General features: G+C 61.1%; 13 protein-coding genes and 2 pseudogenes. 14 read left to right on the forward strand and 1 reads right to left on the reverse strand.

Annotated features, from left to right (window positions below; genetic code table 11):
* Nucleotides 1–106: 106 nt before the first annotated feature.
* The 3 genes from rpmE (at nucleotide 107) to FIV35_RS00870 (ending at nucleotide 2,605) form a co-directional block, all read left to right on the forward strand.
* A complete protein-coding gene (gene rpmE / locus FIV35_RS00860; protein ID WP_010213765.1) occupies nucleotides 107–325 on the forward strand; it encodes a 50S ribosomal protein L31 in 219 nt (72 codons plus the stop codon).
* A 35-nt stretch (nucleotides 326–360) separates the two neighbouring features.
* Nucleotides 361–1,158: a thermonuclease family protein gene (locus FIV35_RS00865; protein ID WP_034136579.1), complete on the forward strand. Its 798-nt coding sequence runs from the start codon at nucleotides 361–363 to the stop codon at nucleotides 1,156–1,158.
* Nucleotides 1,159–1,336: 178 nt separating this feature from the next.
* On the forward strand, nucleotides 1,337–2,605 hold the full coding sequence (locus tag FIV35_RS00870) for a malic enzyme-like NAD(P)-binding protein (RefSeq protein WP_034095507.1): 1,269 nt from the start codon (nucleotides 1,337–1,339) through the stop codon (nucleotides 2,603–2,605).
* A gap of 136 nt (nucleotides 2,606–2,741) precedes the next feature.
* On the opposite strand, the gene FIV35_RS00875 is transcribed toward FIV35_RS00870, so the two are convergent.
* Entirely contained in the window at nucleotides 2,742–5,207 is a 2,466-nt protein-coding gene (locus FIV35_RS00875; protein WP_375538196.1) for a penicillin-binding protein 1A, read from the reverse strand.
* A 220-nt stretch (nucleotides 5,208–5,427) separates the two neighbouring features.
* On the opposite strand from FIV35_RS00875, the gene pilM reads away from it, so the two are divergent.
* The 11 genes and pseudogenes from pilM to FIV35_RS00935 all read left to right on the forward strand — a co-directional run.
* Complete coding sequence (gene pilM, locus FIV35_RS00880; RefSeq protein ID WP_034136758.1) at nucleotides 5,428–6,081, forward strand: type IV pilus biogenesis protein PilM; 654 nt, start codon at nucleotides 5,428–5,430, stop codon at nucleotides 6,079–6,081.
* Nucleotides 6,078–6,632, forward strand: a complete 555-nt coding sequence (locus FIV35_RS00885) for a PilN domain-containing protein (protein ID WP_034136581.1) — start codon at nucleotides 6,078–6,080, stop codon at nucleotides 6,630–6,632. The genes pilM and FIV35_RS00885 overlap by 4 nt, the downstream gene beginning before the upstream one ends.
* On the forward strand, nucleotides 6,629–7,609 hold the full coding sequence (locus FIV35_RS00890) for a pilus assembly protein PilP (protein WP_034136582.1): 981 nt from the start codon (nucleotides 6,629–6,631) through the stop codon (nucleotides 7,607–7,609). The genes FIV35_RS00885 and FIV35_RS00890 overlap by 4 nt, the downstream gene beginning before the upstream one ends.
* 139 nt (nucleotides 7,610–7,748) lie before the next feature.
* A pseudogene (locus tag FIV35_RS00895) lies at nucleotides 7,749–9,005 on the forward strand (type IV pilus secretin PilQ); the annotation flags it as partial.
* 4 nt (nucleotides 9,006–9,009) lie between these two features.
* Entirely contained in the window at nucleotides 9,010–9,528 is a 519-nt protein-coding gene (aroK, locus tag FIV35_RS00900) for a shikimate kinase AroK (protein WP_003187914.1), read from the forward strand.
* A 125-nt stretch (nucleotides 9,529–9,653) separates the two neighbouring features.
* On the forward strand, nucleotides 9,654–10,754 hold the full coding sequence (gene aroB, locus FIV35_RS00905; protein WP_034136584.1) for a 3-dehydroquinate synthase: 1,101 nt from the start codon (nucleotides 9,654–9,656) through the stop codon (nucleotides 10,752–10,754).
* Between the two features lie 10 nt (nucleotides 10,755–10,764).
* The gene (locus tag FIV35_RS00910; RefSeq protein WP_034136585.1) at nucleotides 10,765–12,324 is read left to right on the forward strand and encodes an SPOR domain-containing protein; all 1,560 of its coding nucleotides are present in this window, start codon (nucleotides 10,765–10,767) and stop codon (nucleotides 12,322–12,324) included.
* 351 nt (nucleotides 12,325–12,675) lie between these two features.
* Complete coding sequence (gene gltB, locus FIV35_RS00920) at nucleotides 12,676–17,121, forward strand: glutamate synthase large subunit (RefSeq protein ID WP_034136586.1); 4,446 nt, start codon at nucleotides 12,676–12,678, stop codon at nucleotides 17,119–17,121.
* Nucleotides 17,122–17,245: 124 nt separating this feature from the next.
* Nucleotides 17,246–18,664: an FAD-dependent oxidoreductase gene (locus FIV35_RS00925; RefSeq protein WP_034136587.1), complete on the forward strand. Its 1,419-nt coding sequence runs from the start codon at nucleotides 17,246–17,248 to the stop codon at nucleotides 18,662–18,664.
* Between the two features lie 242 nt (nucleotides 18,665–18,906).
* Nucleotides 18,907–19,974: a uroporphyrinogen decarboxylase gene (hemE, locus tag FIV35_RS00930; protein ID WP_034095516.1), complete on the forward strand. Its 1,068-nt coding sequence runs from the start codon at nucleotides 18,907–18,909 to the stop codon at nucleotides 19,972–19,974.
* A gap of 193 nt (nucleotides 19,975–20,167) precedes the next feature.
* A pseudogene (locus FIV35_RS00935) lies at nucleotides 20,168–20,656 on the forward strand (cytochrome b/b6 domain-containing protein); the annotation flags it as partial.
* Between the last annotated feature and the right edge of the window lie 20 nt (nucleotides 20,657–20,676).

Raw genomic sequence — 20,676 nt, forward strand, 5'->3', positions numbered from 1 at the left:
AGGTCCGCTTGCGCGATTGCAAAGGTCTGGTAGAATCCGCGGCCTAATTACGTGCGGTATTCGACAATAGTGTCGAGTGGCGGCACGCTAGCCCGAGGAAGTCACCATGAAAGCCGATATCCATCCAGCGTACGAAACCATCGAAGTAACCTGCAGCTGCGGCAACAAGTTCGAAACCCGTTCGAACCTGTGCAAGCCACTGGGTACTGACGTATGCAACGAGTGCCACCCGTTCTACACCGGTAAGCAGAAAACTCTGGACACCGGCGGCCGTGTACAGCGCTTTGCTGACCGTTTCGGTGCTTTCGGTGCCAAAAAGGCCTAAGGCCGATCAACTTGGGAAGCCGCTGCGGTTTTTCCATGCTGATGAAAAAGGCGTCCCTTGTGGGCGCCTTTTTTGTGCCTGGGATTTGGCTGTCGGCGGTTCAGGCCGAGGTGTTTTGCCCGGCGCCGGCGTCCTTGGTCCAGGTGGAAGTGCAGCGCGTGGTGGACGGCGACACCGTACGCCTCAAGGATGGCCGCAGTGTGCGCATGATCGGCCTCAATGCGCCGGAAACCGGTAAAAAGGGGCGGCCGGACGAGCCGTTCGCCGTCGCCGCGCGCGAGCGCCTGCAAGCCTTGGTGCAGGCCAGTGACGGGCGGGTCGGCCTGGTGCCGGGGCGCGAAGCCAAGGATCACTATGGGCGAACCCTGGCCCATCTCTACGGCGCCAATGGCCGCAATCTGGAAGCGCAATTGCTCGCCGATGGGCTGGGGTTTCAGGTGGGCGTCGCGCCGAATATCGATCTGGTGGCCTGTCAGCAGGCGGCCGAAAACAGCGCGCGCAAAGCGCGAGTGGGGCTGTGGCGGCAATCGCCGGTGCGCTCGGTGGCGCAAATCAAACGTTCCGGGTTCGCAGTCATCAACGGGCAAGTCCGGAGTATCGAACGCAATCGTGGCGGAGTCTGGATCGAGTTACAGGGCTCATTGGTATTACGCATTGCACCCGATCAGGCCCGACAATTCGACTCGCGCCTGCTCACTGGTCTGCAAGGCAAGACCGTCGAGGCCCGTGGCTGGGTACAGGATCGCTCCCGGCGGGGTGGCTTTAAAAACCATCAAGCGCGCTGGTTAATGCCGCTGACCGATTCCAGCATGCTGAAAGTGCAGCGCGAATAAAAAATTGTAGACATTTTTTTATAGGATTGTGAACAGTCCAGCCCTTATATCCCGTGGCCTTAGACCAAAGTACGGCGCTTTGGGGCCTTGACACCGGTGACTGCCCAGTCTTGTAGGGGCTTTACGACACGCGTATCCTCGGCGGTCCGTCGACCAACAGTAAAAGCGGAATGCCGATATGTCTGATTTGAAAACTGCCGCTCTCGAATATCATGCCCATCCTCGTCCAGGAAAGCTGAGTGTAGAGCTCACCAAAGCCACCGCCACCGCCCGCGACCTGTCGCTGGCCTACAGCCCTGGCGTGGCCGAGCCCGTACGTGAAATCGCTCGCGACCCCGAGCTGGCGTACAAGTACACCGGCAAAGGCAACCTGGTTGCAGTGATTTCCGATGGCACCGCGATTCTCGGCCTGGGCAACCTCGGCCCATTGGCGTCCAAACCAGTCATGGAAGGTAAAGGCGTGCTGTTCAAGCGCTTTGCCGGCATCGACGTGTTCGACATCGAAGTCGATTCCGAGAGCCCGCAGGCTTTCATCGACACCGTCAAACGCATCTCCATCACCTTCGGTGGCATCAACCTGGAAGACATCAAGGCACCTGAGTGCTTCGAGATCGAAAAGGCCCTGATCGAGCAGTGCGACATTCCGGTATTCCACGATGACCAGCACGGCACCGCGATCGTAACCGCGGCCGGCATGATCAACGCCCTGGAAATCGCTGGCAAAACCCTGGCTGACGCCAAGATTGTTTGCCTGGGCGCCGGCGCGGCGGCTATCTCTTGCATGAAGCTGATCGTCAGCATGGGCGCCAAGCTGGAGAACATCTACATGGTCGACAGCAAGGGCGTGATCCAGTCCGAGCGTACCGATCTGAACCAGTACAAGGCGATGTTTGCCCACCCGTCCTCCAAGCGCACCCTGGCTGACGCCCTGAACGGTGCCGACGTGTTCGTCGGCCTGTCCGGCCCGAACCTGCTGAGCGCCGAAGGCCTCAAGTCCATGGCGGCCAACCCGATCGTGTTCGCCTGCTCCAACCCGGACCCTGAAATCGCGCCTGAACTGGCTCACGCCACCCGTAACGACGTGATCATGGCCACTGGCCGTTCGGACTACCCGAACCAGGTCAACAACGTGTTGGGCTTCCCGTTCATCTTCCGTGGCGCCCTGGACGTTCGCGCCAAGCGCATCAACGAAGAAATGAAAGTAGCGGCCGCCAACGCCCTGCGTGAACTGGCAAAACTGCCAGTCCCTCAGGACGTTTGCGACGCCTACGGTGGCGCCAAGCTGGAATTCGGTCGTGAGTACATCATTCCGAAGCCAATGGACAAACGCCTGATCACCGTGATCTCCGACGCCGTAGCCAAGGCTGCGATCGAGACCGGTGTGGCCACCCTGCCGTATCCGAAGCACTACCCGCTGCAAAGCGTGGATGATGTGTTCAACGGCTAAGCCGTAGACCCATAAAAAAACCCGGCTCAGAACGCCGGGTTTTTTTATGGGGAAGTTTCAAGCTGCAAGCGGCAAGTTCAAGACCGGCCCACAGCAGCTCTTAACTTGCCGCTTGTAGCTGACAGCTTGCCGCTCTCTAAAAGAGATCGATCGGCGCGCCTTCATCCGCCGGCAGCGGGCTGCCCGGCACGACGCCATTGCCCAGTTCGTTGACCGACGGCGGCGTATCTTCGCTCTTGAACAGTTCGAAATACGCATTCGGCGTGCTTGGCGAGGCAGCGCGGCCGCTGATCGGGTCGATCCTCAGGCTGAGGATGCCTTCTGGTTCCGGCTGGGTGTGCAGCGGCTTGTCCTTCAAGGCTGCGCCCATGTAGCTCATCCAGATCGGCAGCGCGACGGTGCCACCGAACTCGCGGCGACCGAGGCTTTCCGGCTGGTCATAGCCGGTCCATACCGTGGTGACGTAGTCGCCGTTGTAGCCGGAGAACCAGGCGTCCTTGGATTCGTTGGTGGTGCCGGTCTTGCCTGCGATATCTGCGCGGCCCAGGGCCAGGGCGCGGCGGCCGGTGCCCTTCTTGATCACATCTTCCAGGATGCTGTTGAGGATGTAGGTGGTACGGCCATCCACGACACGTTCGGCCACAGCCGGTGCCTGCGGTTCGCTAGGGGCGCTAGGGTTGGCGGCTGCCGGAGTCGTGCCGGGCGTTGGCTCGATGGTGATCCCGCCGTGGCTCGGCGCAGCCAGGCCATCGGTGGCAACTACGCCGTTGACCACATCGCCCGGCACCCGTGGCGGGTTGGCAGTGAACAGGGTGTCGCCATTGCGGCTTTCGATCTTGTCGATCAGGTACGGCGTGATCTTGTAGCCGCCGTTGGCAAAGGTGCTCCAGCCGGTGGCGATTTCCATCGGCGTGAGGGTGGCGGTGCCCAGGGCCAACGACAGGTTCGGCGGCAGGTCCGACTTGTTGAAGCCAAAGCGCGTGATGTAGTCGATGGTCTTGCCGACGCCCATGGCTTGCAGCAGACGGATCGATACCAGGTTACGTGACTTGTACAACGCCTCGCGGATACGGATCGGGCCAAGGAAGGTGTTGGTGTCGTTCTTCGGGCGCCAGACCTTGTCCAGGTACTCGTCGACGAACACGATAGGCGCATCGTTGACCAGGCTGGCGGCGGTGTAGCCGTTGTCCAGTGCGGCGCTGTAGATGAACGGTTTGAAGCTCGAACCGGGCTGGCGCTTGGCCTGGGTGGCGCGGTTGTAGTTGCTCTGCTCGAACGCGAAACCGCCGACCAGGGCGCGAATCGCACCGTTCTGCGGATCCAGCGACACCAGTGCGCCCTGGGCCAGCGGCACCTGGCTGAACTTCAAGCTGTCGTCCTTCTGGCGTTGCACGCGGATCAAGTCGCCCACTTGCGCGACGTCCGACGGCTGCTTGGGCATGGCGCCCATGCTGTTGGTGTTCAGGAAAGGGCGCGCCCATTTCATGCTGTCCCAGGCCACATGGGCCTCGCCGGTACGGGTCAGCACTTGCAGGCCGTCTTTTTTCACCTGAGTGACGATGGCGGGTTCCAGGCCGCTGATGGGGCGCTGTTTGCTCAATTCTGCGGTCCAGGCGCTGAGTGTCTTGCCCGGCAGGCGCGATTCAGGGCCGCGATAGCCGTGGCGCTGGTCGTAGGAAATCAGACCGGAATGCACCGCATCGTTGGCGATTTCCTGCAGGTCGCTCGGAACCGTGGTGGTCACGCGGAAGCCTTCGGTGTAGGCATCGCTGCCGTAGCGGCCGACCATCTCGGCGCGGGCCATTTCGGCGATATACGGTGCGTTCACTTCCGGCGTCGGTACGTGATAGCTGGCGTTCAGCGGTTCGGCCACGGCGCTTTCGTAAGCGGCTTGGTCGATCTTGCCCAGCTTGTACATGCGCCCCAGGATCCAGTCGCGTCGCTCTTTGCTACGCGCCGGGTTGGCCAGGGGGTTGAAGCGTGAAGGCGCCTTGGGCAGACCGGCGATCATGGCCATCTGCGCCAGGCTGGCGTCGCGGATGGACTTGCCGTAGTACACCTGGGAGGCGGCTTCGATGCCGTAGGCGCGGTTGCCCAGGTAGATCTTGTTGACGTACAGCTCAAGAATCTCGTCCTTGGTCAGCTGTCGCTCGATCTGCAGTGCCAGCAGGATTTCAGTGGCTTTGCGCGAAAAGCTGCGCTCGCTGGTGAGGAAGAAGTTCTTCGCCACCTGCATGGTGATGGTGCTGCCACCGGATTGAATGTGTCCGCTTTTTACCAACTGTGTGGCGGCGCGCACCAGGCTGCTGGGGTCGACACCATAGTGGTTGGCGAAATTATCGTCCTCGGCCGACAGCAGGGCGCTGATGAAATTAGGCGGAATGTCGGCAAAACGGATCGGTGTGCGGCGCATTTCGCCGAACTCCGCGATGAGTTTTTCATCGCTGCTGTAGACCCGCAAAGGAATCTGCAACTGGATACTTCTAAGGGCCTCTACCGACGGCAAACCCGGACTAAGGTAGAGGTACGCCCCGCTGAGCACGAGCAACAGCCCGCAGACGATGGCGACAATGGAGTACCCGAAAAACTTCAGCAGACGAATCAAGGCTTTTGGATTTCCAGAGAAAAGAATGGGTTAGGCGTCGGGGCATGCATGGCAAATGATGGATCAACCCGAGCTGCAGATAAAAAGCGGGAAAAAACGCTGGGCATTAAAGCATTTTCGGCCTGGGGCGTCATTCGCGCCTCTGCAACAAGTCGACCGAATGCACGGCGTCCCGCGGCAACCAGGCGGTATGACAGGCAATGTTCTAGGGAGTTTTATGGGAAAGGGATTATTCAGGCGAAAAGTCGATACCTTGCTGGGCATCGATATCAATGACACGGCCATCATGCTGGTCGAACTGGGGCGCTCGCCCGCAGGTTACAGCGTTCAAGGTTATGTCACGCAGGGGCTGCCCGCCGGGGCGGTGGTCGACGGTGCGTTCCTGGACCTGGACGGCATCGGCCAGGCGTTGCACACCGCTTTGCTCAAGTTGCAGACGAGGGTTCGGCGTGCAGCGGTCGCAGTGACCGGGCCATCGGTCATTACGCGACTCATCGAGCTGGAGGCGGGGCTTACTGACGAAGCGATGCTGGCTATGGTCGAGCGGGAGGCCGAGCAGTACATTCCTTATCCATTGGATGACATGGCCATCGACTTTCAAGTCCAGGGGCGCTCGGTTCACGAGGCGGCGCGGGTCGAGGTGTTGCTGGTGGCATGCCTGAAAGAACATGTCGAAGCCCGCGAGGCGGTTTTGGCCATGGCCGGGCTCATACCGGCGGTGGTCGATGTTGAAGCGTTTGCATTGGCGCGCGCGAGCAGTCAGGATTTCGCCAGCTTCACGCCGTGCAATCGCGTCGACGGCGCACAATGGGCCGTGGATGCCCAAGGGATGGGAGTTGCTTGCGGGCTGGCCCTGAGGAGTTTCGCTTGAAGACACGAATCAATCTTTTGCCCTGGCGCCAAGCCCAGGCTGAACGGCGCCGTCACTATTTTGTGGCGTTGCTTCTGGCGTTCGTGTGCACGGCGTTGGTCGTCGTTTGGCTGGCGGATCAGGTTATCGACCAAGCGATCGATCGGCAGGTGACGCGTAATAGCCACCTTAGCAAGGACGTCGCCACTCAGGATTCCAGTATCAAGACCCTTGGCGACCTAGAGGTGCAAAGCCAGCAACTGGCTGAGCGGATGAAAGTCGTGCAGGACCTGCACAGCGGCCACTCATCCGGTGCCCGATTGTTGGATCAGTTGGCCCGTGCGGTGCCCGATGGCGTGCATCTGCATGAGGTCGTGGCCAAAGGCGATACGCTGAGTATCAGCGGCACCGCCGAATCCAGCCAGGATATCGCCCAATTGATGCGTCGTCTGGAAGCATCGGAGGGCGCCCATGGGGCTCGTTTGCAGCATGTGCGCACCGAAGGCGCGCAAGGCAGCAATGGATTCCAGCTGATGGTGCGCCAGGGAGCGTCCTTCGAGGCCCAGCCATGAGCCGGCCCAGGCTCGAATTTTCCGCGTTCTCTCACCGCGCTGCAAAATGGCCCTTACCTGGCAAGGTCTTGCTGGGCTGTGCCTTGGGCGGCCTGGTGCTGGCAATGGGTGAGCTGATGCAGCTTGGCCCCGCCCGCGCCCGGTTGCAGCAGGCGCAAGTGCAAGAGATGGCCCTGCAACGGCAGCTCGCGGAATCAGCTGTTTTAGCGTCCGAGCTCGAAGAGCGCGCTCGTCAGCTCCAACTCAAGCAGGCCCAGGTCGAGGGGCTGTTGCGACAGTTGCCGGGTGGGCCCCAGATGCCAGGCATGCTGGAAGACATCGCCCGATTGGCCTTGGCCAATGGCTTGGTGATCGAGTCCGTGCTCCCCCAGGATGAACAACTGCGGCCTCTGTATGCCGAGCAGCCCGTGCAGATCGGCCTCACTGGCGCCTATCACGACCTCGCCTCGTTCGTCAGTGCCTTGGCTGATCTGTCACGATTTACCACGGTGCATGAGATGCGCCTGCAAGCGGATGGCCGCTTGTTGCGGCTTGACCTGCAGGCCAGGATCTACCGGCGTGTGCTGCCATCGTCGGTGAGGGATGAGGCTGAGCCGTCGCCGTTGCGCAACCCGCGCTTTATCTACCGTGCCGCCGGCCTGCGCGACCCGTTCCAGCCGTTGAGCTTGCAGGTCGAGCATGTGGCAGGGCGGCGCGCGCCTGGGCCGGACCCGATGCGGCCAAGGGGGCTGCTGGAGGGGCTTGCCCTGGACCAATTCGAAATGGTCGGCACGCTCTCTCGTGGGGCGCAGACCTTCGCCCTGCTGCGGGTGGCGTCCACGGTGCATCGCCTGGCAGTCGGCGATTACCTGGGGCCCGATTATGGTCGAGTCACGGCCATTCATGACAACCATATCGAATTGGTCGAGCTGTTTCCCGATAAACAGGGTGCCTGGCTGGAGCGCCCACGAACCCTCGTGCTGAACGTCAACTCATAACGGAATCAAGCAAATGAAAAGGACTTTCCTGTCCTTCGGTGTAGCGCTATGGATAGCGCTTACGGCACCGATGGCTGCCGCTGTGCCCAATCGTGTGGACCTCATCCAATTGCCGCCCCCTGGCAGGGCGGTGGTGAGTGCCTTTAGTGGCGAACCGCTCAACCTCAATTTCCAGAACATCGAGGTACGTGCCGTGCTGCAGCAGATCGCCGATGTTGCAGGCCTGAACCTGGTCGCCGGCGACGACGTGCAGGGCACGATCACACTGCGCCTCAAAGGCGTGCCGTGGGATCAGGCCCTCGACCTGGTGCTGCAAGCCAAGGGGTTGGACAAGCGGATCAAGGCCGGGGTATTGCTGGTTGCGCCCGCCGAGGAGTTGGCGGCCCGCGAACTGCTGACGCTGGAATCACGCAAACAAATGGCCGACTTGGCGCCGTTGCGTCGCGAGCTGTTGCAGGTCAACTACGCCAAGGCGGCGGACCTGGCCAAGCTGTTCCAATCAGTGACCGGCCTGGAAGGTGCTACCGACGAGCGCGGTTCGGTGGCGGTGGACGATCGCACCAATAACATCATCGCTTACCAGACCGGCGAACGCCTCGACGAGCTGCGAAGGATCGTGGCGCAGCTGGATATTCCGGTGCGCCAGGTCATGATCGAAGCGCGAATCGTGGAGGCCAACGTCGATTACGACAAAAGCCTGGGCGCGCGCTGGGGTGGGCGGCTTGCGCGCGGCAACTGGCAGGCCGGCGGTATGCCTAAGCCGCTGCCGGAGGGCGCGCAACCCCCGGAGAACCCACCCAGCTCGCCGTTTGTCGATCTGGGCGCGGTGACGGCGTCGTCCGGTCTGGGTGTGGCCTATATCACCGACAATCTTCTGCTGGACCTGGAACTGACGGCGATGGAGAAGACCGGCAATGGTGAAATCGTCTCGCAGCCCAAAGTGGTGACCTCCGACAAGGAGACCGCGCGCATCCTCAAGGGCACCGAGATTCCGTATCAGGAGTCCAGCTCCAGCGGCGCGACATCGGTGTCGTTCAAGGAGGCCTCGTTGTCGCTGGAAGTCACCCCGCAGATCACCCCCGACGACCGGGTGATCATGGAGGTGAAAGTCACCAAGGATGAGCCCGACTATCTCAACCGGCTCAATGACGTACCGCCGATCAAGAAAAACGAGGTCAATGCCAAGGTCCTCGTCAGGGATGGCGAGACCATCGTGATCGGTGGAGTTTTCTCCAATACCCAAAGCAAAGTGGTAGATAAAGTGCCATTTTTGGGCGATGTGCCGTATCTTGGCCGCCTTTTCCGGCGCGATATGCTGGCGGAGAAAAAATCCGAGCTGCTGGTATTCCTGACTCCGCGTATTATGAATAACCAGGCGATTGCTGTGAGTCGTTGATTCTGTGCGAAATTTGATTCTTGTAGGACCGATGGGGGCTGGAAAAAGCACCATCGGCCGTTTGCTGGCCAAAGAGCTGCGCCTGCCATTCAAAGACTCCGATAAGGAAATTGAATTGCGCACGGGTGCCAATATCCCGTGGATCTTCGATAAAGAAGGCGAACTGGGCTTTCGCGACCGTGAGCAGGCGATGATCGCCGAACTGTGCGGCTGCGATGGCGTGGTATTGGCTACCGGCGGTGGCGCGGTGATGCGCGATGAAAATCGCCGAGCGCTGCATGCCGGTGGTCGGGTGGTCTATCTGCATGCGTCGGTCGAGCAGCAGGTGGGCCGTACCGCTCGTGATCGCAATCGCCCTTTGCTGCGCACCGCCGACCCGGCGAAAACCTTGCGCGATCTGCTGGCGCTGCGCGATCCGCTGTATCGGGAAATCGCCGATCTGGTGGTAGAAACCGATGAGCGACCGCCACGCATGGTGGTGCTGGACATTCTCGAACGCCTGCAACGGCTGCCTCCCCGTTAAAGCCAGGGGCGAAATGCGCTATTCTCGGCGTCGCGCCATCACCCTGAGCGGTGTGGCGTAGAGCCATCAGGCAGCGTCGGACCTCGACGTTACCGGTCGTCAATTCATCTCTCACGCGGGGACACATGCAGACACTTAAGGTCGATCTAGGCGAGCGCAGCTACCCGATCCACATTGGCGAGGGTCTGTTGGACCTGCCCGAGTTGCTCGCGCCGCATATTGCCGGGCGGCAAGTGGCGATCATCTCCAACGAAACAGTCGCGCCGCTGTATCTTGAGCGTCTGAGCCGCAGTCTGGCGGCCTACTCAGTGATTTCCGTGGTGCTGCCCGACGGCGAAGCCCACAAGAACTGGCAAACCCTGCAGCTGATCTTCGATGGCCTGCTGACGGCGCGCCATGACCGGCGTACCACGGTGGTCGCCCTTGGCGGCGGCGTGATCGGCGATATGGCCGGTTTTGCCGCCGCCTGCTACCAGCGCGGCGTGGACTTTATCCAGGTGCCAACCACCCTGTTGTCCCAGGTCGATTCGTCGGTGGGCGGCAAGACCGGCATCAACCATCCGCTGGGCAAGAACATGGTCGGCGCGTTCTATCAGCCCAATGCTGTGCTGATCGACACCGCCACCCTCAACACTCTGCCACCGCGTGAGTTGTCGGCGGGTCTGGCGGAAGTCATCAAGTACGGGCTGATCTGCGATGAGCCCTTCCTGACTTGGCTGGAAGAGCACATGGACGCCTTGCGCGGTCTCGATCAGGTGGCGCTCACTGAAGCGATTTCCCGCTCCTGCGCGGCCAAGGCGCTGGTGGTGAACGCCGACGAACGCGAATCCGGCGTACGGGCCACCCTGAACCTGGGCCACACCTTTGGGCATGCGATCGAAACCCACATGGGCTATGGTGTGTGGTTGCATGGCGAGGCGGTGGCGGCTGGTACGGTGATGGCCATGGAAATGTCACACCGCCTGGGCTGGATTAGCGCCGACGAGCGTGATCGCGGTATCCGCCTGTTCCAGCGTGCCGGGTTGCCGGTCATTCCGCCACAGGAGATGACCGAGGCGGACTTCCTCGAACATATGGCGATAGACAAGAAAGTGATCGACGGTCGAATGCGACTGGTGCTGCTGCGCCGCATGGGCGAAGCCGTAGTGACCGACGATTATCCGAAAGAGATTTTACAGGCCACGCTGGGAGCGGATTACCGCGCCCTGGCCCAGCTTAAAGGTTAATAAGATTCTCATGACTAGTTTGCATGCCGACGAGGCGTTCCTCGGCCATTACCAGTTAAGCCACGACCCTTTCGCTCCACGGGTGCCTGGTTTCAAATTTTTCCCGGCCCAGCGCAAGCCGGTGCTCGGACAGCTTCATCATCTCGCGCGCTATAGCCAACTGCTGCTGGTAGTGACCGGTCCCTTGGGCAGCGGCAAGACCTTGCTGCGCCAGGCCCTGGTAGCCAGCACTAATAAGCAATCGGTGCAGAGCGTGGTGGTGTCGGCCCGTGGTGCCACCGATGCGGCCGGTGTTCTGAGCCAGGTAGCCCAGGCGCTGGACGTGTCCACTGCCGAGCCGAACGCAATCCTCAAGCAGGTGGTGCAGTTGGGTCTGACCGGGCAGGAAGTCTATCTGCTGGTGGACGATGCCGAGCAGCTCGACGAGTCGGCACTGGAAGCCCTGCTGGCGCTGGCCGCGGGCACGCCGGAGGGTCGCCCTCATGTGTTCCTGTTTGGTGAGTCTTCGTTGATCGCCGATCTTGAGCAGATCAGTGGCGATCAGGAGCTGTTCCACGTTATCGAATTGCAGCCCTACGAAGAAGAAGAGACCCGCGAATACCTGGCTCAGCGCCTCGAAGGCGCGGGGGCCGGCATCGAACTTTTCTCCGCTGCGCAGATCTCTGATATTCACGAAAGCGCAGGCGGCTGGCCTGGCAACATCAACCAGGTTGCCCGCGATGCCATGATCGAAGCCATGATTGCCAGCCGCTCTGCGGTCAAGCGTCCAAAGATGGGGTTCACTATGCCGAAGAAGCACGTACTGGCCATTTCCGCAGTGGTCGTGGTCGCCGTTGCCGCCGCCTGGTTGATCCCGGGTCGCAGCAAGGCACCTACTACTGCCGGCACGCCTGCCGAGCAGGCGCAATTGCCGCTGGGCAAGCCTACGCCGAATGTAGAGTTCGCCAACTCCGGCCAGCCGACCAATCTGCCGATGGTGGGCCAGCCGGTGATGCGTGGTCCGCTCGCCGAAGAGGCTGGCGGCATTTCCGAAGGCGACGACGGCGTGCCGGTGGAAGGCTCCAGCGCCACGCCGCCGACCGTGACCACCACCGCACCGCCTGCAGGCGTGCCTGCGGGTCAGCCTGCGGCCAACCCAGCGCCGACTGTCGCTACCGCCAAACCTGCACCGGTCACCAAGCCTGTGGTCGCAGCGCCCACTCCAGCCCCAGCTGCCAAACCGGCGCCAGTGACCAAGCCTGCTGAAAAGCCGGCCGCTACCGTGGCCAAGGCCGGCACCGCCGGCAGCAGCTGGTACGCCAGCCAGCCGAGCGGCAATTTCGTGGTGCAGATCCTCGGCACCAGCTCCGAAGCCAATGCCCAGGCGTTCGTCAAAGAGCAGGGCGGCGAGTACCGTTATTTCAAGAAAGTGCTCAACGGCAAGCCTCTCTATGTGATCACCTACGGCAACTTCTCCAGCCGTGCGGCAGCTGATTCTGCCATCAAAGCCTTGCCAGCGAAGGTTCAGGCTGGTAAACCTTGGCCTCGCACTGTTGCCAGCGTTCAACAAGAACTGGCAGCAACTCGCTGAAGATCCGGCGGCCTTACCCAGGCCGCCCTCCCGGCACCTCAAAAAAAATCGCATGGCGTGCAGTCTCTAGGGACCGCGCGCTTTGTGGTGTCTGCGTCACAGTAGCTTTTGAGTCGTAGCGGTCAGAATTAAAAAAGTTTTGACTAGCACAGCATATCGCTTTAAACCTTTCATAAATGCGACATAGATTTGCGACATTTCGTCGCTAAATTTGTGAGCGTCTGTGTCGGTGTGTACAATGACCTCCCTTTTGCCCCCGCTAAGCCGGCGTACGTTCGGCGTGGAAGGTAACCGGTTGAATTGAAAAGAAATTTGCCTCGGTATAAGAGGCAGCCTGGTGAGAAAGTGTCTATGAAAGCAGGTCTGTACCAACCCGATGAATTCAAGGATAACTGCGGATTCGGCCTGATAGCCCATATGCAGGGCGAGCCCAGTCATACCCTTCTGCAAACGGCCATCGAGGCCCTGACCTGCATGACCCACCGTGGTGGGATCAACGCCGACGGCAAGACCGGTGACGGTTGTGGCTTGCTGATTCAAAAGCCCGACCAGTTCCTGCGCGCTGTCGCCAAAGAGCATTTCGCAGTCGATCTGCCCAAGCAATATGCGGTGGGCATGGTGTTCTTCAACCAGGACCCGGTCAAAGCCGAAGCCGCTCGCGAAAACATGAACCGCGAAATCGTCGCCGCCGGTCTGCAACTGGTCGGCTGGCGCAAAGTGCCGATCGATACCAGCGTACTCGGCCGTCTGGCCCTGGAGCGTCTGCCGCAGATCGAACAGGTTTTCATCGCCGGCGATGGCCTGAGCGACCAGGACATGGCGATCAAGCTGTTTACTTCCCGTCGTCGCTCGTCCGTGGCCAATGCTGCCGACACTGACCACTACATCTGCAGCTTTTCCCACAAGACCATCATTTATAAAGGCCTGATGATGCCGGCGGATCTCACCGCCTTCTATCCGGACCTGAGCGATGAGCGCCTGCAAACCGCGATCTGCGTGTTCCACCAGCGCTTCTCCACCAACACCCTGCCGAAATGGCCGCTGGCCCAGCCATTCCGCTTTCTCGCCCACAACGGCGAGATCAACACCATTACCGGCAACCGCAACTGGGCCGTGGCCCGTCGCACCAAGTTCGCCAACGACCTGATGGACCTGGAAGAACTCGGCCCGCTGGTCAACCGCGTGGGTTCCGACTCCTCCAGCATGGACAACATGCTCGAACTGATGGTCACCGGTGGCATCGACCTGTTCCGTGGCGTACGCATGATCATTCCGCCTGCGTGGCAGAACGTCGAGACCATGGACCCGGATCTGCGTGCATTCTACGAGTACAACTCGATGCACATGGAACCGTGGGACGGTCCGGCCGGCGTGGTGATGACCGACGGTCGCTATGCGGTGTGCCTGCTCGACCGTAACGGTCTGCGCCCGGCGCGTTGGGTCACCACCACCAACGGTTTCATTACCCTGGCCTCGGAAATCGGCGTATGGGACTACAAGCCTGAAGACGTGATCGCCAAAGGCCGCGTAGGCCCTGGCCAGATCCTGGCTGTGGACACCGAAACCGGGCAGATCCTCGACACCGACGCTATCGACAACCGCTTGAAGTCTCGGCATCCGTACAAGCAATGGCTGCGCAAGAACGCCCTGCGCATCCAGGCGACCATGGAAGACAACGACCACGGTTCGGCTTTCTACGACATCGACCAGCTCAAGCAGTACATGAAGATGTACCAGGTCACGTTCGAAGAGCGCGACCAGGTGCTGCGTCCGCTCGGTGAGCAAGGCTACGAGGCGGTCGGCTCCATGGGCGACGACACGCCGATGGCCGTGCTGTCCCAGCGCGTGCGCACGCCATACGACTATTTCCGCCAGCAGTTCGCCCAGGTGACCAACCCACCGATCGACCCGCTGCGCGAAGCCATCGTGATGTCCCTGGAAGTGTGCCTCGGTGCCGAGCGCAACATCTTCCAGGAGTCGCCTGAGCACGCCTCTCGGGTGATCCTCAGCTCGCCGGTCATTTCCCCGGCCAAGTGGCGCTCGCTGATGACCCTGGATCGCCCAGGCTTCGACCGCCAGATCATCGACCTGAACTACGACGAGAGCCTCGGCCTCGAAGCCGCCGTGCGCAATGTCGCTGACCAGGCTGAAGAAGCCGTGCGCGCCGGTCGTACCCAGATCGTGCTGACCGACCGCCATATCGCCCCGGGCAAGTTGCCGATCCATGCTTCGCTGGCCACCGGCGCGGTGCATCACCGTCTGACCGAAAAAGGCCTGCGTTGCGACTCCAACATCCTCGTGGAAACCGCCACCGCTCGCGACCCGCATCATTTTGCGGTGTTGATCGGCTTCGGCGCCTCGGCGGTGTACCCGTTCCTGGCCTACGAAGTGCTGGGTGATCTGATCCGTACCGGTGAAGTGCTGGGCGACCTCTATGAGGTGTTCAAGAACTACCGCAAGGGCATCACCAAGGGCTTGCTGAAGATCCTGTCGAAGATGGGCATCTCCACCGTGACCTCTTATCGCGGTGCGCAACTGTTCGAGGCCATCGGTCTGTCCGAAGAAGTCTGCGAACTGAGCTTCCGTGGCGTGCCGAGCCGCATCAAGGGCGCGCGTTTCGTCGACATCGAAGCCGAGCAGAAAGCCCTGGCGGCCGAAGCCTGGAGCGCACGCAAGCCGATCCAGCAAGGCGGCCTGCTCAAGTTCGTACACGGTGGCGAATATCATGCGTACAACCCGGATGTGGTCAGCACCCTGCAAGCCGCTGTGCAACAGGGCGACTACGCCAAATTCAAGGAATACACGAGCCTGGTGGATAACCGCCCGGTGTCGATGATCCGCGACTTGCTCAAGGTCAAGACCCTGGACACGCCGATGGACATCAGCGAGGTCGAGCCACTGGAGTCAATCCTCAAGCGCTTCGACTCTGCGGGTATTTCCCTCGGCGCCTTGTCGCCCGAAGCCCACGAAGCCCTGGCCGAAGCCATGAACCGCCTGGGTGCGCGTTCCAACTCCGGCGAAGGCGGCGAAGACCCGGCACGCTACGGCACCATCAAGAGTTCGAAAATCAAGCAGGTCGCCACTGGCCGTTTCGGTGTGACCCCGGAATACCTGGTCAACGCCGAAGTGCTGCAGATCAAAGTCGCCCAGGGCGCCAAGCCCGGTGAGGGCGGCCAGTTGCCGGGCGGTAAGGTCAACGGTCTGATCGCTAAGCTGCGTTATGCGGTGCCTGGCGTGACCCTGATCTCGCCGCCGCCACACCACGACATCTACTCGATCGAGGATTTGTCGCAGCTGATTTTCGACCTCAAACAAGTCAATCCGCAGGCGCTGGTTTCGGTGAAACTGGTGGCGGAAGCCGGCGTGGGCACCATCGCCGCCGGTGTGGCCAAAGCCTACGCCGACCTGATCACCATCTCCGGCTACGACGGCGGCACCGGCGCATCGCCGCTGACCTCCATCAAGTACGCCGGCGCGCCGTGGGAACTAGGCCTGGCCGAGACCCACCAGACCCTGCGCGGCAACGACCTGCGCGGCAAGGTCCGTGTGCAAACCGACGGCGGCCTGAAAACCGGCCTGGACGTGATCAAGGCGGCAATCCTCGGCGCCGAGAGCTTCGGCTTCGGCACCGCGCCGATGATCGCCCTGGGCTGCAAATACCTGCGTATCTGCCACCTGAACAACTGCGCCACCGGCGTCGCCACTCAGAACGAGAAGCTGCGCAAGGATCACTACATCGGCACCGTCGACATGGTGGTGAACTTCTTCACCTACGTTGCCGAAGAGACCCGTGAGTGGCTGGCCAAGCTGGGCGTGCGCTCGCTGGAAGAACTGATTGGCCGTACCGATCTGCTGGACGTGCTTGAAGGCCAGACCGCCAAGCAACAGCACCTGGACCTCACGCCGCTGTTGGGCAGCGATCACATCCCGGCCGACAAACCGCAGTTCTGCGGCGTCGACCGCAACCCGCCGTTCGACAAGGGCCTGCTGGCCGAGAAAATGGTGGAGATGGCCGCATCGTCGATCAACGACGCCAGCGGTGGCGAATTCGCCTTGGATATCTGCAACTGCGACCGCTCCATCGGCGCACGCATCTCCGGCGAAATCGCGCGCAAGCACGGCAACCAGGGCATGGCGAAAGCGCCGATCACCTTCCGTTTCAAGGGCACCGCGGGCCAAAGCTTCGGCGTGTGGAACGCCGGCGGCCTGCATATGTACCTGGAAGGCGATGCCAACGACTACGTGGGTAAGGGCATGACCGGCGGCAAGCTGGTGATCGTTCCGCCTACAGGCAGCATCTACAAGACCCAGGACAGTGCCATCATCGGCAACACCTGCTTGTACGGCGCCACGGGCGGCAAGCTGTTCGCCGCCGGTACGGCCGGTGAGCGTTTTGCCGTGCGTAACTCCGGTGCCCACACGGTGGTGGAAGGTACTGGCGATCACTGCTGCGAGTACATGACTGGGGGCTTTGTCGCGGTACTGGGCAAGACCGGTTACAACTTCGGTTCGGGCATGACCGGCGGTTTCGCCTACGTGCTGGATCAGGACAACACCTTCGTCGACAAGGTCAACCACGAGTTGGTCGAGATCCAGCGGATCAGCGGCGAAGCCATGGAATCCTACCGGAACCACTTGCAGCACGTGCTGGACGAGTACGTCGAGGAAACCGGCAGCGAATGGGGTCGCAACCTCGCCGAGAATCTCGATGATTACCTGCGTCGTTTCTGGCTGGTCAAACCGAAGGCAGCGAGTTTGAAATCTCTGCTCTCCAGCACACTTGCGAGTCCGCAATGATGACGCAGCGGCAAGTATCGAGCTTCAAGCCGCACGCTAACAGCAGCGCGCGTTGTGCCGGTTTATTTGATTTCTTGCAGCTTGAAGCTTGTAGCTTAAAGCTGTCGTGTACGAGGTTTTAACGATGGCCGAACGTCTCAGCAACGACTTCCAATTCCTCGATGTCGGGCGCAAAGATCCGAAGAAGAAACTGTTGCGTCAACGCAAGAAAGAGTTCGTGGAAATCTACGAACCCTTCAAACCCCAGCACTCGGCCGAACAGGCCCACCGTTGCCTGGGCTGCGGTAACCCGTATTGCGAATGGAAGTGCCCGGTGCACAACTTCATTCCCAACTGGCTGAAGTTGGTGGCCGAGGGCAATATCCTCGCTGCCGCCGAACTGTCGCACCAGACCAACACCTTGCCGGAAGTGTGCGGCCGGGTGTGCCCACAGGATCGTCTGTGCGAGGGGGCCTGCACCCTTAACGACGGTTTCGGCGCGGTGACCATCGGCTCGGTGGAGAAGTACATCACCGACACCGCCTTTGCCATGGGCTGGCGCCCGGACATGTCCAAGGTCAAGCCGACCGGCAAGCGCGTGGCGATCATCGGCGCGGGCCCGGCGGGCTTGGGTTGTGCCGACGTGCTGGTGCGTGGCGGCGTGACCCCGGTGGTGTTCGACAAGAACCCGGAAATCGGCGGCCTGCTGACCTTCGGCATCCCCGAGTTCAAGCTGGAAAAAACCGTACTGAGCAACCGGCGCGAAGTGTTCACCGGCATGGGCATTGAGTTCCGCCTGAACACCGAAGTCGGCAAAGACGTGACCATGGAGCAACTGCTCGCCGAATACGATGCAGTGTTCATGGGCATGGGCACCTACACGTACATGAAGGGCGGTTTTGCCGGTGAAGACCTGCCGGGTGTGTACGACGCGCTCGACTTCTTGATTGCCAACGTCAACCGCAACCTGGGCTTTGAAAAGTCGCCGGAAGACTTCGTCGACATGAAAGGCAAGAAGGTCGTGGTACTCGGCGGTGGCGACACCGCGATGGACTGCAACCGTACCTCGATCCGCCAGGGCGCCAAGTCGGTGACCTGTGCGTATCGTCGCGACGAAGCCAACATGCCGGGCTCGCGCAAAGAGGTGAAGAACGCCAAGGAAGAAGGCGTGAAATTCCTCTACAACCGCCAGCCGATCGCCATCGTCGGTGAAGACCGCGTCGAGGGCGTCAAGGTGGTCGAGACCCGTCTCGGCGAACCGGATGCCCGTGGCCGTCGCAGCCCCGAGCCGATTCCGGGTTCCGAAGAGATCATCCCGGCTGACGCCGTGGTCATCGCCTTCGGTTTCCGTCCAAGCCCGGCGCCGTGGTTCGAGCAGTTCCAGATCCAGACCGACAGCCAGGGCCGCGTCGTCGCCCCGGAACAAGGCCAGTACAAGCACCAGACCAGCAACCCGAAGATCTTCGCCGGTGGCGACATGGTGCGCGGGTCCGACCTGGTGGTGACGGCGATCTTCGAAGGCCGTAACGCCGCCGAAGGCATCCTGGACTACCTGCAAGTCTGACCCCGATCCCGGGTTGAAATGGGACCAAAAGGTGGGAGGGGGCTTGCTCCCGATCGCGGTGGTTCAGTCACAGTCTCTGTCACTGAACCACCGCGATCGGGAGCAAGCCCCCTCCCACATTGGGTTTTGATGTGCCCAAGAGATTGTCGTAAATCAACCCGATAGACAAAAGGCACCGCTCTTGCCGTGCCTTTTGCGTCGCGCTCTGAGAAAATGCCCGCACTTTTTTTGCGGATGCCGACATGACTGCCCTCAAGAACGACCGTTTCCTTCGTGCCCTGCTCAAGCAACCCGTAGACGTCACCCCGGTATGGATGATGCGTCAAGCCGGGCGCTATCTGCCGGAATACCGCGCCAGCCGCGCCCACGCCGGCGACTTCATGAGCCTGTGCATGAATCCGGCGTTCGCCTGCGAAGTCACGATGCAGCCGCTGGACCGCTATCCACAACTGGACGCGGCCATTCTGTTCTCCGATATCCTCACCATCCCCGATGCCATGGGCCAAGGCCTGTACTTCGAGACCGGCGAAGGTCCGCGCTTCAAGAAAGTCGTCAGCACCCTGGCCGATATCGAAGCCCTGCCGATTCCCGATCCGCACAAAGACCTGGGCTATGTGATGGACGCGGTCAGCACCATCCGCCGTGAGCTCAACGGCCGCGTGCCGCTGATCGGCTTCTCCGGCAGCCCGTGGACCCTGGCGACCTACATGGTCGAAGGTGGCTCGTCGAAAGACTTCCGCAAGACCAAGGCCATGCTCTACGACAACCCACAAGCCATGCACCTGCTGCTGGACAAGCTGGCCCAGTCGGTGACGTCTTACCTCAACGGCCAGATCATGGCCGGTGCGCAAGCGGTGCAGATTTTCGATACCTGGGGCGGCAACCTGTCCGCGGCGGCTTACCAAGAGTTTTCCCTGGCCTACATGCGCAAAATCGTCAGCGGCCTGATCCGTGAACACGAAGGCCGCAAGGTGCCGGTGATTCTGTTCACCAAGAACGGCGGCCTGTGGCTGGAAAGCATCGCCGATGCTGGCGCGGACGCCCTGGGCCTGGATTGGACCTGTGATATCGGCGACGCCCGCCGCCGGGTCGGCGATAAGGTCGCGCTGCAAGGCAACATGGACCCGACCGTGCTATACGCCAAGCCGGAAGCGATCCGCGCCGAAGTCGGCCGTATCCTGGCCAGCTACGGCAAAGGCACCGGGCATGTGTTCAACCTGGGCCACGGCATCACCCCGGAGGTAAACCCGGACCACGCCGGCGCTTTCCTGCAAGCAGTGCACGAGCTGTCCGCGCAATACCACCAGTAACATCCCGCCTCAAGCGAGCCGCCCTCTGTCTGGCAGTGGGCGGCTCGTTGCGCTTCAGCGTTTGTTAAGTCCGGCCTTGATACGCTACCGAAGTTGGGATTTCTCCTACAGCCCTCGGTAACTGCCTCGGTAAAAATCCTACCCGACTCTTCCACTCGCCAGTGATTGGCGTTTATTGTCAGGTGATATCAGGATGAACACTTCAGCGTATTCAACCGGCCAGAAACTCCTGCATTGGATTTCGGCCGTCATCATTTTGTGGGCATTGTTATCCGGTTTTTTCGTCGCCGTGTTCAGTGTGCCGGCGTCGGTCAAGGCGTGGGTCGCGTTCTTCAATGTGTCGTTGACCACCGCCTATATCCCGATCTTCGTGTTGCGGGTGTTCTGCTCTTTCAGCCACGGCCTGGATTTTTCAAGCAAACGCACGGTGCAGGAGTACCTGGCGTTGCTGGTGCACAAGGCGATGTACCTGGTGCTGGCCGTGGTGCTGGCGACGGGTGTGCTGATGATGGACCGCCCGATCAATATCTTTAACCTGGTGTCCATTGCGCCTTTTGAGAGCGACGCGGCGCGCATCGCCCTCTACACCCGCGTGCATGTGCTGTCGTGCGTGGCGTTGTTGCTGATGCTGGTGCTGCATATCGGCGCGGTGGTGATGCATGAGCGTCGCGGTAAACGGGTGATGGCGCGGATGTCGTTTAC

It is taken from the genome of Pseudomonas rhodesiae (assembly GCF_007858255.1).
Taxonomy (GTDB): domain Bacteria; phylum Pseudomonadota; class Gammaproteobacteria; order Pseudomonadales; family Pseudomonadaceae; genus Aquipseudomonas; species Aquipseudomonas rhodesiae.

Coding starts and splice junctions, on each gene's coding strand:
- FIV35_RS00910 (WP_034136585.1), top strand. CDS start 10,765: ATGACTAGTTTGCATGCCGACGAGGCGTTCCTCGGCCATTACCAGTTA.
- FIV35_RS00865 (WP_034136579.1), top strand. CDS start 361: ATGCTGATGAAAAAGGCGTCCCTTGTGGGCGCCTTTTTTGTGCCTGGG.
- aroB (WP_034136584.1), top strand. CDS start 9,654: ATGCAGACACTTAAGGTCGATCTAGGCGAGCGCAGCTACCCGATCCAC.
- gltB (WP_034136586.1), top strand. CDS start 12,676: ATGAAAGCAGGTCTGTACCAACCCGATGAATTCAAGGATAACTGCGGA.
- FIV35_RS00890 (WP_034136582.1), top strand. CDS start 6,629: ATGAGCCGGCCCAGGCTCGAATTTTCCGCGTTCTCTCACCGCGCTGCA.
- pilM (WP_034136758.1), top strand. CDS start 5,428: ATGGGAAAGGGATTATTCAGGCGAAAAGTCGATACCTTGCTGGGCATC.
- hemE (WP_034095516.1), top strand. CDS start 18,907: ATGACTGCCCTCAAGAACGACCGTTTCCTTCGTGCCCTGCTCAAGCAA.
- FIV35_RS00870 (WP_034095507.1), top strand. CDS start 1,337: ATGTCTGATTTGAAAACTGCCGCTCTCGAATATCATGCCCATCCTCGT.
- rpmE (WP_010213765.1), top strand. CDS start 107: ATGAAAGCCGATATCCATCCAGCGTACGAAACCATCGAAGTAACCTGC.
- FIV35_RS00925 (WP_034136587.1), top strand. CDS start 17,246: ATGGCCGAACGTCTCAGCAACGACTTCCAATTCCTCGATGTCGGGCGC.